The following is a 15,169-nucleotide window of genomic DNA, read 5'->3' as shown; positions in this document are numbered from 1 at the left end:
CGGACGAGGCCCGCGCACGCCGTGGCAACGGTGCGCGTCGCTCGGCCCCGCGGCGTCGTCCCGCCCGCCGCACGGAGGGCCGGCGATGAGCGACGCGCTGAGCTACGTCTACGCGGTCGGCCGGGACCTCGGCGACGCCGACCTCGAGGGTCTCGCCGGGGCCGGCGTCGGCGAGGGCGACCCCCGGCTCGTCGTCGCGGGCGGGCTGCAGGCCGTCGTCGGCGACGTGCCCCGCGAGGAGTTCGAGGCCCTGTCCCTCGACGACCGCCTCGAGGACCTCGGCTGGCTCGCCGCGACCGCGCGGGCCCACCACCACGTCGTCGACACCATCGGCAGCCGCCGCACGATCGCGCCGCTCTCGCTGGCGACCGTCTACTTCGACGACGACCGCGTGCGCACCCTGCTCACCGACGGCGCCGCCGCGTTCACCGCGGTGCTCGATCGGTTGGAGGGTCGCGCCGAGTGGGGCGTGAAGGTCTCGATGCGCTCCGGCGGCGGCCGCGAGCAGCCGGGCACGGAGCGTCCGAAGACCGGCGCGGAGTACCTGCGGTCCCGACGGCAGGCGCTGCGCGAGGGCGACCAGGCGGTGGCGCGGGCCGAGGCCGACGCCGAGGAGATCGACGAGGCCGTGCGGGCGCTGGCCGTGGCGTCGCGGCGCCACCGCCCCCAGGAGCAGTCGCTGACGGGCCGGTCCGAGCGGATGGTCCTCAACGGCGCCTACCTCGTCGACGCCGGCGCGGCCGGTCAGCTGACCTCACTGGTCGGGTCGTGGTCCGAGCACCCCCGCGTGCGGGTCGAGCTCACCGGGCCGTGGGTGCCGTACTCCTTCGCCGCGCTGGAGGGCACGTCGTGACGGGTGCCGAGCTCGAGCCCGTCCTGGAGCCCCGGTCCACGTCGTTGTTCGGGGACCGCGAGGTCGCGCTGGTCGACATCCTCGACCGTCTCCTCGCGGGCGGGGTGGTCCTCACCGGCGACATCACGATCTCGCTCGCCGGTGTCGACCTGGTGCGGGTGTCGTTGCGGGCCCTCGTCACCTCGATCGCGCCGGCGCCGGGGCCGCGCGAGCTGGCGGTCGAGGAGCGCGATGGCCTCCGGTGACCCGTCACGGGTGGAGATCGACAAGGACGCGGTGCGCCGCGACCTGATGAAGCTCGTCCTCACCATCGTCGAGCTGCTGCGGCAGCTGATGGAGCGCCAGGCCATCCGCCGCGTCGAGAACGGCGACGTGACCGAGGAGCAGGAGGAGGACCTCGGGATGGCGCTGATGCACCTGCAGGAGGCGATGGACGAGCTGACCGAGCAGTTCGGGCTCACCCAGGAGGACCTCAACCTCGACCTCGGTCCGCTCGGACCGCTCCTGCCGCGCGACCGCTGACGTCGGGGTGTGCGGTTCGTCGGTTTCCGGGTAGCAGGCGCGTCATGAGCGAGGTGACCACCACCGACGACCAGGACGACGGGCCCGAGGAAGGCGGCGGGGGTGCGGTCACCCTGGAGCTGGGCGATCGCGAGATCGTCCTGCGCCAGCGCTACGAGATCATCAGCATCGCGAACGAGATCGCGATCGCGGTGTTCTTCACCGTCGGCAGCGTCGCCTTCTACTGGGAGTCGCTGTTCAACCTCGGCGTCACCCTGTTCGTGATCGGCAGCGTGATGCTGGGCATCCGGCCCGCCATCCGGCTGTCCCGGCGGGTCCAGCTGCGACGGGTCACGCGCGGCATGCCGTCCGAGGTCGCGCGCGACTTCTGACGCGGCGGTCGGGTCCCGTCAGGGCAGCTCCACCCCCGCACCCTGCCGCTTCTGCCGGATGACCTCGTCGATGCCGGTGGCGGCGGAGAGGGTGGCGCCGTCGCGGATCGTGGCCAGCCACGCGGTCTCGCGCCGGTCGACGGCCCGGCTCAGGGCGGCGACCTCGTCGAGGTGCTCGCGCGGCACGACGACCACGCCGCTGGCGTCGCCGCGTACGACGTCGCCGGGGTGCACGGTCACGCCGCCGACCTGCACGGTCACGTTGATCGCGCCGGGGCCCTCGTTGGAGCCGGTGGCGGGGTGGGCGCCGCGCGCGAACGTGGGCGTGCCGACCTCGTCGATGCCCTCGACGTCCCGGACGGCCCCGTCGACGACCGTCCCGACGACGCCGGCCCGGCTCAGCACCCCGGAGACGATGTCGCCGAGGACGGCCGCGTCGGTGCGCCCGCCGCCGTCGACGACGAGCACGTCGCCGGGTCGGGCGAGGTCGGGGGCCTTGAGCACGTAGAGGATGTCGCCGGGCTTCGTCCACACCGTGAGCGCGGGACCGCAGAACTCGGCACCGCCCGCGACCCGGGCGATGCCGGGCCCGACCACCGCGACCGGTCCGCCGCAGTCCGCCAGCTGGGTCGTGGGGAGGGCCGCGATCGCGGCGACCGCCGACGGGTCCGGCCGGTGGTCGTCGGTCACGATCTCCCACTGCTGGGGGTGCGACTTGCTCATCGCCGTCTCCGGTTCTCCCGCGGGCAGGGCACGCGCGAGCCTGCCGTAGCGCGGCCGGGTCCGCCTCCTCCGGTCAGGCGCGGGGCGATCGGCGTCAGCAGGGACGGTGGCGGTGCTCGGCGACGTCCGCGAGCCGGCTGAGGCTCTCGGTGTTGCGCGGCAACAGCCCGGGCGCCTGCGCCCAGTCGGGCACCCACCGCCACGGCGGGTCGGCGGCCGCCTCCCACATCCGCACGTGGCAGCCCTCGGGGCCGCGCGGCTCGATCGTCAGCCGCACCCGGGCCGACCCCACCGGCCACGCCCGGGCCAGCAGCTCGAGGCGCCGGCCCGGCTCGACCGCGAGGACCTCGGTGTTGTCGCTCAGCTGGAACGGCCACATGCCCACGCTGTGGTGCAGGCGGGAGCCGACCGATGGCCAGTCGTCGTCGACGTCGCGCATGTGCGTCGCGCCGACCACCCACAGCGGGTAGGCCCAGCCGTCGGCCAGCACCTCCCACACCGACCCGGCGTCGGTGTGCACGTCCCGTCCCACCTCGGGTTCCACGGCTCAGCCCCGCGGCCGCGCGACGAGCCGGTGCGCGACGGCCTTGACCTGGTCGGGGAGCACCCCGGCGATCGCGGCCTGCGCCTGCACGAGCGGCGAGCCGCCGACGACCGCGGTCCGGCCGGCCATCAGGGCGTCGTAGCCCTGGCGGGCGACCTTGGCCGGGTCGTCCTTGGGCATCCGACCCATGACGCTCTCGGAGAGGCTCCCGGCCCGGCGGAAGAAGTCGGTCGCCGTGGGGCCGGGCATGAGCGAGGTCATCGTGACCCCGGTGCCGCGCAGCTCGTCGTTCACCGCCTCGGTGAACGACTGCACGAACGACTTGGAGGCGTTGTACACGGCCTGGTACGAGCCGGGCATCGTCGAGGCGATCGACGACGTCACCAGCACCCGACCGCGACCGCGGGTCACCATCGGGCCGAGCACCCGGTGCGCGAGGTGCACGGTGGACCGCACGTTGAGGTCGACCAGGCGCAGCTCGTCGACGAGGTTCGACTCCACGAACGAGCCGCCGCTGCCCACCCCCGCGTTGAGCGCGGCCGCCTCCAGGGGGCGACCGGTCGCGACGACGGCGTGGTCGACCTCCTCGACCCCCTTCGGGTCGGAGAGGTCCGCCTGGACGGCCTGCACGTCGGTGCCGTAGCGGCGCAGCCGCTCCGCGGCGTCCCCGATGGCGGTGTCCTCGGCCGTGACCACGAGGTCGTGCCCGTGCTCGGCGAACACCCGCGCCAGTTCGGCGCCGATCCCGTGCGAGGCGCCCGTGACCAGGGCGAGTGGTCGGTCGTCAGTCATGACCGGAGCTACCCGGCGGGCGGCCCGGCGCCAAACACCGAACCTGGCCAGGGTGGGGTCCGGGGGTTCAGGAGGGGCTGGGCGTGGTCCCGCTCGCCGCGCGCAGCGCTGCGAGGTCCCCGCTGCGCGCCACCTCGCCGAACAGCTCCGCGCTGCGGCGCGGGACCCGCCGGAACCCGTCGGCCCGGTCCACGCCGACGAGGCCGAACGTCGGCGCGTACCCGCGGGCCCACTCGAAGTTGTCGAAGGAGGACCAGTAGAGGTAGCCGCGCACGTCCACCCCCTCGGCCAGCACCCGGGCGAGCTCGGCGAGGTGGCTCTCGAGGTAGCGCACCCGCTGGTCGTCGTCGGCGGTGGCGATGCCGTTCTCGGTGACGACGACGGGCAGCCCGGCCTCGGCGATCCGGCGCAACATCGTGCCGAGCCCGGCCGGGAACACCTCCCAGCCCATCAGCGTGGTCTCGGCGCCCTCCGGTGGTGGCGCCGTGTCGAGCGCGCCGCCGGAGGCGTCCATGCGGGTGCGCGTGTAGTACTGCAGCCCCACCCAGTCGCCGACGTCGCCACCCGCCCGCAGGTCGTCGAGGTGGTGGTCGACCATCACGGCGCGCGCCATCCCGGCGGCGGCCTCGTCGGCCTCGTCGCCCGGGCGCAGCGGCTCCAGGTAGGGCAGGTGCAGGCAGGTCCCGATGCGCGGGGTGCCGCGCCCGGCCCGCAGGGCGGCGACGGCCGTGCGGTGCGCCTGCCCGAGCGTCGCGTTCACCGCGATCGCCTCGCCGGCGTCGCGGTGGCCGGGCGGGAACTCGCCGTTGAGGTAGCTCCCGAGCGCGACGATCTGCGGCTCGTTGACCGTGCACGCGTAGGGGATGCGGTCGCCGAGCGTCCCGGCCACCCGCTCCACGAAGCGCCCGAAGACGTCCAGGGCGTCGTCGGCCAGCCACCCGCCCCGCGCGGCGAACCAGCGGGGCAGGGTGAAGTGGTAGAGCGTGACGAACCCGGTGAGCCCGTGGTCGGCGAGGCTGTCCAGCACCCGCGCGTAGTGGTCGAGCGCGACCTGCGAGAACTCGTCCGGCGCCGGCTCGATGCGCGACCACTCCAGCGAGAGCCGGTGCGCGTTCTGGCCCAGCGACGCGAGCAGCGCGAAGTCCTCGTCGTACCGGTGCAGGTGGTCGATCGCGTCACCGGAGGACTCGACGGCGGGGGAGGCGGGGTCGTGCTCCCAGTCCCACCAGTCGTTGTGGTGGTTGCCTCCCTCGACCTGGTGGGCGGCGGTGCTGCTGCCCCACAGGAAGTCGCCCGGGAAGCTCCGCATCGCGCTCCTCTCCCAGCCCGGCGCGCTGACGGTCCGGGATGCGCTGATCCTGCCGTCGGGAGGCGCCGGCGCGCCAGCAGGGGGTCAGGCGGCCGGGGTGGTGTGCCAGGGGCGGTTGTGGCGTGGTCTTTGCTGGGGGTCGATGTAGGTGGGTGGGGTGAACCACGGCAGTCCGTCGACCGTGTGGACGTGCCAGCCGGAGTGGTGGATCAGGCTGTGGTGGTAGCTGCAGAGCAGCACACAGTTGTCGAGGCTGGTGTCGCCGTCGTCGGCCCAGTGGCGGATGTGGTGGACCTGGCAGCGGCGGGCGCGGCGGCGGCAGCCGGGGTGGGCGCAGTGGCGGTCGCGGGCGATCACGGCGCGGCGTAGGGCGCGGGTGACCAGGCGGTGGCTGCGGCCGAGGTCGAGGGGTTCGCCCTGGGTGCCGAGGACGAGGGGGATCAGTTCGGCGTCGCAGGCCAGTCGGCGGGCGGTGTCGGGGCGGATCCAGGTGTTCTCGCCGAGCAGGGCGAGTCGGCCGGTGTGGCCGTCGCCGGGGCTGGTGGTGGCCTCGGGCAGGCTCGACAGCGCCGCGCGCAGGGTTTGGTAGTTCAGGGTGAGGGTGAGCGCGACCCGTTCCCCGCCTTCGACGTCGGCGCGGGTCCACTGCGGCGGCGCCGTGGATGGCGGGTCGGTGAGACTGTCGGCCGGGTTTTCCGCGTGCCCGGCGGCGTCCTCGTCCTCGTCCTCGTCCTCGTCCTCGTCCTCGTCGTCGTCGGCACCGGCCCCGGCGTCGGTTTCGGGGTTCTCGTCGAGGTCGGGGAAGATGCCGGCGGCGGTGGTGTCCTCCGGCTCACCGGTGCCGGGCTCGGCGCTGCTGGGCTCGCCGTTGCTGGGCTCGTCGGTGGGGCTGATGTTGAGGCCGCGGGTGAGGGCTTCGGTGGCGAGGTCGAGCAGGGCGTGGGCGCGGCGGGCGGGCAGGGTGTGCAGCGCGGCCTCGTCGGCGCTGTAGCCCCGCGGCCCCGTGCCGATACCGCCGCGGGTACCGCTGTCGGGGGCGGGGTGGTCGTCGGGGACCTGGTCCGGTGGTGGGGTCGCCGCTGACAGCGCGGTGTGCAGGGCTTCGGCGGCGGCGGGGTCGCGGTAGGTGAACCGGCCGACCAGACTGCCGTTGCGCCGCCGCAGGTAGTGCAGCTCGTTGTCCGGGGCCGGGGTGTCGGTGGGGGCGGTGCCATCGGGGTCGAGCAACGCCAGGATCGCGGTCGCGGCCTGGGCCAGCGCGGCGGGGCTGTGGGTGGCTGCCAGCTGAGCGAGTTCGGCCTCGGTGGTGGCCAGCACCTCGGCGGGCAGGGCGGGTTGCACGAGCCCGAGGCGGTCCATGCTCCGGCGGATCACCTCGACGTGGCCGGGACCGATCACCCCGTCCCACACGTGTTCGGCGGTCGCGGGCAGCTCCGCCGCCACCACCGCCCCGGACGGTGACACCGAGCCGGTCAGGACCCGGGCGTGGCGGGCCAGGCGGGTGGCTTCGGCGGGGTCGATGCGCAGCTGGTCCTCCAGCAGCCGGGAGGCGTACCGGTAGCCGGACTCGGCCAGCGCGTCCGACGCCGCCAACGCCGCCAGGGCCCGGTAGCAGTGGGCGTGCGCGTGCCGCAGCGCCGTCCACGCCGCCGAGAGCTCGGCGAGCACCGCCCGCGACGCCGCCGACAACCCGCCGTCATCGTCGTCGGCCGCAGACACCCCCGGCACCGCCCAGCCGGGATCGGCGCCCTGGGACCGGTCGAGCTCGGCGTCGATCAACGCGGAGAGCTCGTCGTCGATCCACCCGCCCCATTGCTCTTCGGGCAGCGGGCCGCGCAGCGAGGCGTCGAAGGCCGCCAGCTCGGCGTCGAGCACCGAGTCCGGGATGTCGTCCTCCCATCCGGGAGGCTCAGCAGGAGCGGCCACGCACCCAGTATCGAACACATGTTCGAACCACGGAAGCGGGCAAACGGAGCAACCTTGTCCATCACGGACCCAGCGCCTGCCGCACCCGCGCCGCCTCCCGGGTGAGGTGGTCGCGCTCCGGCACGCTGGTGGCCGCACGGGAGGCCCGGGCGTAGAGGTCGGCGGCGTGCTCGAGGTCGCCGGCGCGCTCGTGCAGGTAGGCGGCCACCGCGGCGTGCCGGGGCAGGTCGGGGTCCACCTCGGCGAGCGCCGCGAGGCCGGCGCGCGGTCCGTCGGCCTCCCCGACCGCCACCACGCGGTTGAGCCGCACCACCGGGCTGTCGGTGAGGCGCAGCAGCTCGTCGTACCACTCCACGATCTGCACCCAGTCCGTCTCGGCGGTGCTCGGCGCGTCCGCGTGCAGGGCGGCGATCGCGGCCTGGGCCTGGTACTCGCCCAGCCGGTCGCGGGCCAGGGCGGACTGCAGGATCCCGACCCCCTCGGCGATCAGCCCGGTGTCCCAGCGCGACCGGTCCTGCTCCGCGAGCGGGATCAGACGCCCGTCGGGGTCGGTCCGGGACGGGCGCCGCGCGTGGTGCAGCAGCATGAGCGCGAGCAGGCCCGCCACCTCCGGCTCGTCGGTCAGCGCGGCGAGCTGGCGGACGAGGCGCACGGCCTCGGCCGCCAGGTCGACGTCGCCGCCGTACCCCTCGTTGAAGACGAGGTAGAGCACGCGCAGCACCGTCGCCAGGTCTCCCGGCCGGTCGAGCGGCAGCCCCGCGAGGCGCTTCTTGGCCCGGCTGATCCGCTGCGCCATCGTGGCCTCGGGCACGAGGTACGCCGTGGCGATCTGCCGCGTCGTCAGGCCTCCGACCGCCCGCAGCGTCAGGGCGACGGCCGAGCCCGGCGGTAACGTGGGGTGCGCGCACAGGAAGTACAGCCGCAGCGTGTCGTCCGTGGCGGGTGCCGGGCCCGGGAGAGGCTCGAGGTCGACGGCGAGCTCCCGCCCCCGCCGCGAGGTCTCCGCCCGCGTGGCGTCGAGGAACTTGCGGCCCGCGACGGTGATCAGCCACCCCTTGGGGTCGCGCGGCGGGTCGTCCGGCCAGGTCTCGAGCGCCCGGATCAAGGCCTCCTGCACGGCGTCCTCGGCCGACGCGAAGTCCGCTCCGCGCCGGACGAGGACGCCGATCACCGCGGGCACCAGCTCCCGCAGCAGCGACACGTCCACCGGGACCTCGGTCACTCGTGCTCCGCCGGCGCCCCGGTGAGGAAGGGCCGGACCTCGAGCCACTCGTGGATCGGCCGTCCGCCGGCGCCGGGCGCCGCGGAGAGCTCCCCGGCCAGTTCGACGGCGCGGTCCCAGGACTCGACGTCGATGACGTACCAGCCCGCGATGAGGTCCTTGGTCTCGGCGAACGGGCCGTCGGTGACCGGCGGGCGGCCCGGGCCGTCGTAGCGCACGAACGCGCCGTTGGGGGTCAGCGCCTGGGCGTCGACGAACTCGCCGGTCTCCTCGAGGCGGGCGCCGAAGTCGCGCATGAACCTCATGTGCGCGTCGACCTCGTCGGGGGTCCAGCGGTCCATCGGCACGTCGTTCTCGGGCGTCGGGGCGCCGCGGTAGTGCTTGAGCAGCAGGTACTTCACGGGGTCCTCCTCTTCTCGGGCGGCCCTCGTGGCCGCTCGCACCCCGGGGACGGCGCCGCCCCGACGTCCTCGACATCGACGGGCAGGAATTCTGCCGACCCACCCCGACGTCGAGAACCCAGCATCGGCTCCGTCCCCCGGGCGCACGAAGCACCGCACACCGCAGGGAGAGGATCACCGCCATGGCCGTCGCCGAGGATCTCGACCGCGCTACCGACTCGAGCTGGGACTGGGTCGCCGAGCACACCCGCACGTACCTGGCGTCCGGCGGGACCGAGGGGCACGAGTCGGACGGCGTGTCCACGCTCGTGCTCGTCACGACCGGACGCCGGACCGGCCAGCCGCGTCGGACCTGTCTGATCTACGGCACGTGGGGCGAGGACCTCGTCGTGGTCGCCTCCAAGGGTGGCGCCGACGACGACCCGCACTGGTTCTCCAACCTCGCGGCGGAGCCGACCGTCGGGGTGCAGGTCGGGAGCCGCCGGTTCACCGCCCGCGCCCGCGTCGCGTCCCCGGCCGAGCGCGAGGCGCTCTGGCCGCGGATGGCGCGGATCTTCCCGCTGTACGACGAGTACGCGCGCCGGACCGACCGCGTCATCCCGATCGTCCTGCTCATGCCTCGGGAGCAGCAGGTCGCTTCCTGACGACGACCACGGCCTGCGGCACCTACTTCTCCCCCAACCTCCTACTGACCCGGCTCTTCGGCGCCACGGTCGGGCGCCGCATCTTCGACGACGGCGCTGGCCTCACCGAGACCGGCCTGATCTCGGTCGCCGATGGCGTCATACTCGGCGCCGGCGCGGTCCTATCGGCCCGCTCCACGGAAGACGGCGAAGTCGCTCGCCGATCAACGCGTGACGCGCTCCCGACGACCCGCCTACTCAGGAAACGGTCTTCGTGTGAATAGGGATCAGCGCGCGCTATCCGCCCGGGCTGCTTCCCCTGCCGTTCGGGCGGCGTTGGTATGTCCCGTCGCCTTTCTGCTGGTCGATCCCGTTGCCCAAGTGGTCGATGGTCGACGCCAGCCGGGCGAGTGCGTGCGCGTCAGGGCTACCGGGCGCCGCGGTGGTGACGAACAAGGTCTGTCCCTGAGTGCCGTCGACGGTGAAGGTCTGGTAGCGCAGCCCGGCGAATTCCTGCGCGGGGTGGGAGTAGGGGTCTTCGCCGGTCAGGACTGACGTCACGTCGTGGAGGGCCCAGATTCGACGGAAATCCGGGCTCTCGTTCTGCAGTTCCTCGATCAACTCGGCGACTTCGGGAGACGCGAGGTAGCTCCCGACGCGAGCACGGAAGTAGGCCACCGCCCGGCGCCAGGTGGTTTCCAGATCGTGGTAACGCTCGCGACCCTGCGGGTCGAGGAAGAACTCCCGGAGCATGTTCCTGCCCGGTTCGGCGACCGGCGTCAGAGCCCGGGCCAGCGAGTTCGCGGCTAGCACGTCGAGGCGAGGCCCGTGGATGAACGCCGGGGTGGTGACCCAGGAGTCGAGCAGGTCCTGCAGGTGTGGCGAGACCTGCAGGTTCGACAGCGACCGCGGTGGATGGTCGCTGTGGCCGCCGAGAGCGAACATGTGCGCGGTCGTGTCGCGGTCGAGGAGGAGGGCGCGGGCCAGGCTCGCGAGTACGGCGGCTGAGGGCTGGTGGTCTCGGCCCTGCTCGAGGCGCATGTAGTAGTCCGCGCTCAGGCCCGCGCGCCTAGCGACCTCTTCGCGTCGCAGCCCGCGTACGCGTCGACGGTTATCAACGGTCAGACCGACATCTTCCGGCCGAACCTGCTCACGGCGCGCACGGAGAAACTCCGCCAACTGCTGCGAACGGTCCACACCGGCCCCCCAGGAAACACTCGCAGTCAGTGGCCCTTGCCCTATTCAGTGCGCATGACGCCAGAGGGGCCACCGCCATTGGGTGGCATCTGGGGCAACACTTGGAACAGGAGCGGTAGGTAACTTTAGACGAGCGCGGCGCCGAACAACCAGCGCTCCGGTTGGACGCAAACCTTTTACCTGGAGCCGGGTCAGTCATGGGACTTTCCCGTCCGGGGGCAGAGACGGGCGACATTATCGCCACTCTCGGCGAGAGGTCGGCGCATGCCCTCCCTCCTGCGGCGCATCCTTCGGCTACGGCCTACAACGCGCTATCGGCGCCGCCGGTCGCAGCGCGGCCCGGCGCGGTGACCCGTGGTGTTCGTGACTGCGTTCGCTGCGTTCCTAGGTGTGACAGGGCTACCGTCCCCTCGCTGTGTAAAGACTAGAAGTGACCTAGCGTCACCTGTCGGTGTCACTCGATGGTGGCGCGCAGGGTCGTCGCGGGCGAGCGACGCGAGCACAGGGGCGGCAAGGGTGGCGCGAGAGCGCGGGGCGAGCGTGTCGGCTGGTCGGTGGCGTCGGTTGTGGCTGTTGGTGGTGGCCGCGGCGGCGGTGTTGTTGCCGTTGGGGGTGTGTGCGCCGGTCGCGTCGGCCACGCCGACGGTGTTGTCCCCGGCGGGGGCGGCGCTGCTGGCGCGCGCGGTGTCCTATGACCCGCACTCCGCGGAGGTCTTCCAGGCCGACCCGGTGACCTCGACGCTGCGGGTGTACCGCCCGGATGGGCACGGCGGCTACACCCAGACCCAGGCGGTGCCGACCGGGGCGGGCCCCGTCTCCACCGTGTTCGACCCGACCACGGACCATGTGCTGACCGCCGACCAGCGCGGCGGCACGGTCACGACCCTGGCGCGCTCGGGCGACGGGTCCTGGTCCTCGCTCGGCTCGACCCCGGTCGGGTTCGCCCCGGCCGTGGTGGTCGTCGAGCACGGCACCGGCGTCGTGCACGCCGCCAGCGCCCCCGGCGTCAGCGGGCACACCGCGACGCTGACCCCGAACACGACGAAACCGGCTTCGCCCTCGACGGGGGCCGGCGGCGGGAAGGTCACCTTCCCGGCGAAGGGGTCGATGCCGACCGGGTGGGCGCCGTCGTCGTGGTCGGGCTACACGGTGACCCGCGGCGCGGGCTACATCGCGTACACCAACTCGGCGACCAACACCGAGTACTGCCTGGGGACCTGCACCAACGTCGCGGTCGGGATCGCCGGGGTCAACGGCGGGAAGGGCGGCACCGCCTACTGCATCGGCACGTGCACCAACGTCGCCACCGGCGCTGCGGGCACGAGCTCCACGACCGGCGGCACCGCGGGCAGTGGCGGCCAGGGCGGCACCGCGTACTGCTTCGGGACCTGCACCAACGTCGCCTCCGGCGGCGCCGGCGGTAACTCGAGCGGTGGGGCGAGCGCGACCGGCGGAGCGGGCGGGGCCGGCGGGCAGGCGGTGTGTTACGGCACCTGCAGCACTGTTGCCACCGGCGGCGCCGGCGGCAACGCCTCCGCGGTCGGCGCCATGGGCGCCGACGGGACCGCCACCCACCCCGACGGCGGCAGCGGTGGGGACGCCACCGCCACCGCCGGCACCGGCGGCGCCGGCGGCGCCGCCGCGGTCAACGGGCGGCGGGCCACCACCACCAACGGTACTCAGGGCACCGCCAGCGCGGTGGGCGGTGCCGGCGGCGCCGGCTACACCGACCCCACCGGCACCCTGAACGCCGCCACCAACACGGTGGCCGCGGCCGGGGGCAACGGCGGCAACGGCGGCAACGCCACCGCGGTCGGCAACAACACCTCGAGCGCGCTCGCCGGCAACGCCGGGCTCGGCGGCTCGGCCACCGCCGTCGGCGCCAACGGCGCCGACGGCACCGCCACCAACCCTGACGGCAGCAACGGGCAGAACGCCACCGCGACTGCCGGCGCCGGCGGGGTCGGCGGCACCGCCACCGTCAACGGCACCGTGGTCGGGCACGGCACCAACGCCACCCAAGGAACCGAGACCGCCACCGCTGGCAACGGCGGCAAGGGCTACAGCACCACCGTCACCGGGACCAACGGCACTGACGGCACCGCGGCCAGCCCCAACGGCACCGCAGGTGGCGACGCCACCGCGGTCGGCGGCAACGGCGGCAACGGCGGCACCGCCACGACCACCCATCCCGGCGGCACGACCACGCAGGGCGAGGGCGGGGCCGGTGGCAACGCCACCGCCACCGGCGGAGCGGGTGGAGCCGGCTACACCGACACCGTCGGCACCTACAACGCGGGCACGAACAGGCTGACCGCGATCGGCGGCAACGGCGGCAACGGCGGCAACGCGTCGGCCACCGCCGGGCAGGGCGGCTACGGCGCCGGCGGCACCGGCCCACAGGCCGCCTCGGGTACCGCCATCGCGATCGCGGGGAACGCCGGCGACGCCGGCTCTGCCACCGCCACTGGCGCCAACGGCGCCAACGGCACCGCGAGCAGCCCCAACGGTGGGAACGGGCAGAACGCCACCGCGACCGCCGGCACCCGCGGCACCGGCGGCACCGCCACCACCAACGGGGTCGTCACCGGGCAGGGCAGCAACGGTGGCAACGGCACCGCCACCGCGGTCGGCGGCAATGGCGGCATGGGCTACAGCGACCTCACCGGGGTCTATGACCCGATCATGAACACCGTGCGCGCGACCGGCGGTAACGGTGGCAACGGCGGCAACGCCTCGGCCACCGCCCTCGGCGCCGCGTCGGCCACCGCCGGCAACGCCGGCGCCGGCGGGTCCGCCACGGCCACCGGCGCCAACGGCTCTCCCGGCACCAACGGCACCAACGGCCCCGACCTGCCGGACATCGGAGGCGACGGCGGCAACGGCGGGGCCGGCGGGAACGGGCAGAACGCGGTCGCCACCGGCGGCAACGGCGGCAACGGCGGCACCGCCACCACCAACGGCACCGTGACCGGGCACGGCACCGACGGCACCGGCGGCTCGGCCACCGCCACCGGCGGCAACGGCGGCAACGGCGGCAACGGCGGCAACGGCGGCAACGCCCGACCCGGCGACGCCCGGATCAGCCTCGGCGGCAACGGTGGTAACGGCGGTAACGGCGGAAACGGGGGCTCGGCCACCGCCACCGCCGGCACCGGAACCAACAGCCCCTCGGCCACCGCCAACGGCGGCAGCGCCGGCGTCGGCGGCGCCGGCGGCACCGGCGGCAACGCCGCCGCCAGCGGCGGCGCCCTGATCGTGTTCGGCGGCAACGGCGGCACCGGCGGCACCGGCGGCAACGCCGGCTCCGTCACCGTGACCAACCCCAACCTCTTCGGTAGCGAAGGCCTCACCCTCCACAACGGCGGCAACGGCGGCGCCGGCGGCGCCGGCGGCAACGCTGGCGAAACCACCACCCCCGCCACCGACAGCGTCCCCGTCGGCGGCCTCGGCGGCGACGGCGGCAACGGCGGCGCCGGGGGCACCGCGACCATCACCGTCGGCAGTCCAGCCCAGATCTACGGGACCTCGAGCGCGGGGGCCGGTGACGGCGGGGCCGGTGGCGCCGGCGGCGCCGGGGAGTCCTCCAACGGAATTGGTGACGGCGGTCAGGGCGGCGCCGGCGGATCCGGGAGCAACGGCGGCACCGGCGGCGCCGGCGGCGCCAGCTCCAACGAGGCGGGCAACGGTGGGACCGGCGGGACCGGCACGTCTGCCGGCGGTGACGGTGGGGCCGGCGGCAGCAGCACCGGCAGTCGCGGCGGCGGCAACGGCGGCAACGGCGGCAACGGCGGCTACTACGGCGGCAACGGCGGCAACGGCGGTCACCCCAGCGGTTCCGGCGGGACCGGCGGCAGCGGCAGCGTCCGCAACGGCAGCAACGGCAGCAACGGATGACCGCAGCCCGCCACGACCACCCCGTCACCACCGCACCTGGCGTCGACCCTGGTGTTCTCGGTCGCAGCCGCTCGGTGCAGTTGCTCGCGCAGACCGGACGCGAGCCGGGCCCGACGGTCGTCGCTAGCAGCGGCAGTACCGTCAGTCGCGGCCCCAGCATCGGCTGATGCCGCATCAAGCAACCGTGACCAGGTGAGCGGGTCCCGGATCGATCCGGGAATCGCTCCGCCGCAGCGCGTCGCGGCGGGTTCGACGTGGAGAGGGTGATGGTTGTGGAGGCATGGCACACCGGCGATCCGCTGCCGGCACCGCGGCCGCCCCAGGGCAACTATGTCCCGGCCGTGCGCGTGGGGGACCTGCTGTTCCTCTCCGGCGCGGGGCCCGCGTTGCCCGAGGGCGGTTGGGTCCTGGGCAAGATCGGCCCGGGCGGCCTGGACCTGGCTGCCGCGCAGTCCGCGGCCCGCCTGACGGGGCTTCAACTGCTGGCCACGATGCAGGCCGAGCTGGGCGACCTCGACCGGGTCGAGCGGGTGGTGAAGCTGTTCGGCATGGTCAACTGCGCGCCGGGGTTCACCGCGACTCCCCAGGTCATCGACGGCTGTTCCGACGTGCTCGTCGAGGTCCTCGGAGAGCGGGGCCGGGGAGCCCGGTCGGCGGTCGGCATGGCCGAGCTCCCCATCGGGATCGCCGTCGAGATCGAAGCTGTCATCCAGGTCAGGGCCCGGTAGCCCGGCACCGCCGCCGACGGGCACCGCGGGAGCAATGGCGGCGGACAGCGGGGTCGGTCAG

At 74.3% G+C, this 15,169-nt stretch carries 15 protein-coding genes; 7 read left to right on the top strand and 8 right to left on the bottom strand.

The annotated features are described in order from the left end of the window. Positions 1-85: 85 nt before the first annotated feature. From HH311_RS02240 to HH311_RS02225, 4 genes are read left to right on the top strand one after another with little or no spacing between them, the layout of a single operon-like run. The gene (locus HH311_RS02240; RefSeq protein ID WP_169181936.1) at positions 86-853 is read left to right on the top strand and encodes a GvpL/GvpF family gas vesicle protein; all 768 of its coding nucleotides are present in this window, start codon (positions 86-88) and stop codon (positions 851-853) included. Positions 854-876: 23 nt separating this feature from the next. Next, entirely contained in the window at positions 877-1,098 is a 222-nt protein-coding gene (locus HH311_RS02235; protein WP_211189578.1) for a gas vesicle protein, read from the top strand. Beyond that, the gene (locus HH311_RS02230; RefSeq protein WP_211189471.1) at positions 1,085-1,375 is read left to right on the top strand and encodes a gas vesicle protein K; all 291 of its coding nucleotides are present in this window, start codon (positions 1,085-1,087) and stop codon (positions 1,373-1,375) included. The genes HH311_RS02235 and HH311_RS02230 overlap by 14 nt, the downstream gene beginning before the upstream one ends. Before the next feature lie 44 nt (positions 1,376-1,419). After that, entirely contained in the window at positions 1,420-1,746 is a 327-nt protein-coding gene (locus tag HH311_RS02225; RefSeq protein ID WP_169181934.1) for a YrhK family protein, read from the top strand. An 18-nt stretch (positions 1,747-1,764) separates the two neighbouring features. Here HH311_RS02225 and HH311_RS02220 read toward each other — a convergent pair whose 3' ends face one another. From HH311_RS02220 to HH311_RS02190, 7 genes are all read right to left on the bottom strand, one after another. Beyond that, positions 1,765-2,469, bottom strand: a complete 705-nt coding sequence (locus HH311_RS02220) for an RraA family protein (protein WP_169181933.1) — start codon at positions 2,467-2,469, stop codon at positions 1,765-1,767. Between the two features lie 94 nt (positions 2,470-2,563). Next, positions 2,564-3,001 (bottom strand): SRPBCC family protein, encoded by a 438-nt coding sequence (locus tag HH311_RS02215; protein ID WP_312029888.1) that lies wholly within the window; start codon positions 2,999-3,001, stop codon positions 2,564-2,566. A 15-nt stretch (positions 3,002-3,016) separates the two neighbouring features. After that, a complete protein-coding gene (locus HH311_RS02210) occupies positions 3,017-3,805 on the bottom strand; it encodes an SDR family oxidoreductase (protein ID WP_169181931.1) in 789 nt (262 codons plus the stop codon). A 67-nt stretch (positions 3,806-3,872) separates the two neighbouring features. Continuing rightward, positions 3,873-5,114 (bottom strand): glycoside hydrolase family 1 protein, encoded by a 1,242-nt coding sequence (locus HH311_RS02205; RefSeq protein WP_169181930.1) that lies wholly within the window; start codon positions 5,112-5,114, stop codon positions 3,873-3,875. 84 nt (positions 5,115-5,198) lie between these two features. After that, positions 5,199-7,040, bottom strand: coding sequence for an HNH endonuclease signature motif containing protein (locus HH311_RS02200; RefSeq protein ID WP_169181929.1), 1,842 nt, complete (start codon positions 7,038-7,040; stop codon positions 5,199-5,201). Between the two features lie 61 nt (positions 7,041-7,101). Beyond that, complete coding sequence (locus tag HH311_RS02195; protein WP_169182605.1) at positions 7,102-8,247, bottom strand: RNA polymerase sigma factor; 1,146 nt, start codon at positions 8,245-8,247, stop codon at positions 7,102-7,104. An 11-nt stretch (positions 8,248-8,258) separates the two neighbouring features. After that, positions 8,259-8,663, bottom strand: coding sequence for a YciI family protein (locus tag HH311_RS02190; RefSeq protein WP_169181928.1), 405 nt, complete (start codon positions 8,661-8,663; stop codon positions 8,259-8,261). A gap of 182 nt (positions 8,664-8,845) precedes the next feature. Between HH311_RS02190 and HH311_RS02185 the strand changes: the two genes are divergently transcribed. Continuing rightward, positions 8,846-9,307 (top strand): nitroreductase family deazaflavin-dependent oxidoreductase, encoded by a 462-nt coding sequence (locus tag HH311_RS02185; protein WP_169181927.1) that lies wholly within the window; start codon positions 8,846-8,848, stop codon positions 9,305-9,307. A gap of 276 nt (positions 9,308-9,583) precedes the next feature. Here HH311_RS02185 and HH311_RS02180 read toward each other — a convergent pair whose 3' ends face one another. Next, entirely contained in the window at positions 9,584-10,483 is a 900-nt protein-coding gene (locus tag HH311_RS02180; protein ID WP_169181926.1) for a helix-turn-helix transcriptional regulator, read from the bottom strand. Between the two features lie 648 nt (positions 10,484-11,131). Between HH311_RS02180 and HH311_RS02175 the strand changes: the two genes are divergently transcribed. Both HH311_RS02175 and HH311_RS02170 read left to right on the top strand, forming a co-directional pair. Beyond that, positions 11,132-14,380, top strand: coding sequence for a hypothetical protein (locus HH311_RS02175; protein WP_169181925.1), 3,249 nt, complete (start codon positions 11,132-11,134; stop codon positions 14,378-14,380). 266 nt (positions 14,381-14,646) lie between these two features. Further along, positions 14,647-15,108, top strand: coding sequence for a RidA family protein (locus tag HH311_RS02170; protein WP_248291992.1), 462 nt, complete (start codon positions 14,647-14,649; stop codon positions 15,106-15,108). Positions 15,109-15,169 lie beyond the last annotated feature (61 nt).

It is taken from the genome of Actinomycetospora sp. TBRC 11914 (assembly GCF_012933465.1).
GTDB lineage: Bacteria > Actinomycetota > Actinomycetes > Mycobacteriales > Pseudonocardiaceae > Actinomycetospora.
Note: the sequence above shows the minus strand (reverse complement) of the source record. Positions and strands in the feature narration are given on the sequence as shown.

Excerpts from the sequence above, each read along its gene's own strand:
- HH311_RS02240 (WP_169181936.1), top strand. The coding sequence starts at position 86 with ATGAGCGACGCGCTGAGCTACGTCTACGCGGTCGGCCGGGACCTCGGC.
- HH311_RS02230 (WP_211189471.1), top strand. The coding sequence starts at position 1,085 with ATGGCCTCCGGTGACCCGTCACGGGTGGAGATCGACAAGGACGCGGTG.
- HH311_RS02225 (WP_169181934.1), top strand. The coding sequence starts at position 1,420 with ATGAGCGAGGTGACCACCACCGACGACCAGGACGACGGGCCCGAGGAA.
- HH311_RS02220 (WP_169181933.1), bottom strand. The coding sequence starts at position 2,469 with ATGAGCAAGTCGCACCCCCAGCAGTGGGAGATCGTGACCGACGACCAC.
- HH311_RS02210 (WP_169181931.1), bottom strand. The coding sequence starts at position 3,805 with ATGACTGACGACCGACCACTCGCCCTGGTCACGGGCGCCTCGCACGGG.
- HH311_RS02205 (WP_169181930.1), bottom strand. The coding sequence starts at position 5,114 with ATGCGGAGCTTCCCGGGCGACTTCCTGTGGGGCAGCAGCACCGCCGCC.
- HH311_RS02185 (WP_169181927.1), top strand. The coding sequence starts at position 8,846 with ATGGCCGTCGCCGAGGATCTCGACCGCGCTACCGACTCGAGCTGGGAC.
- HH311_RS02170 (WP_248291992.1), top strand. The coding sequence starts at position 14,647 with ATGGTTGTGGAGGCATGGCACACCGGCGATCCGCTGCCGGCACCGCGG.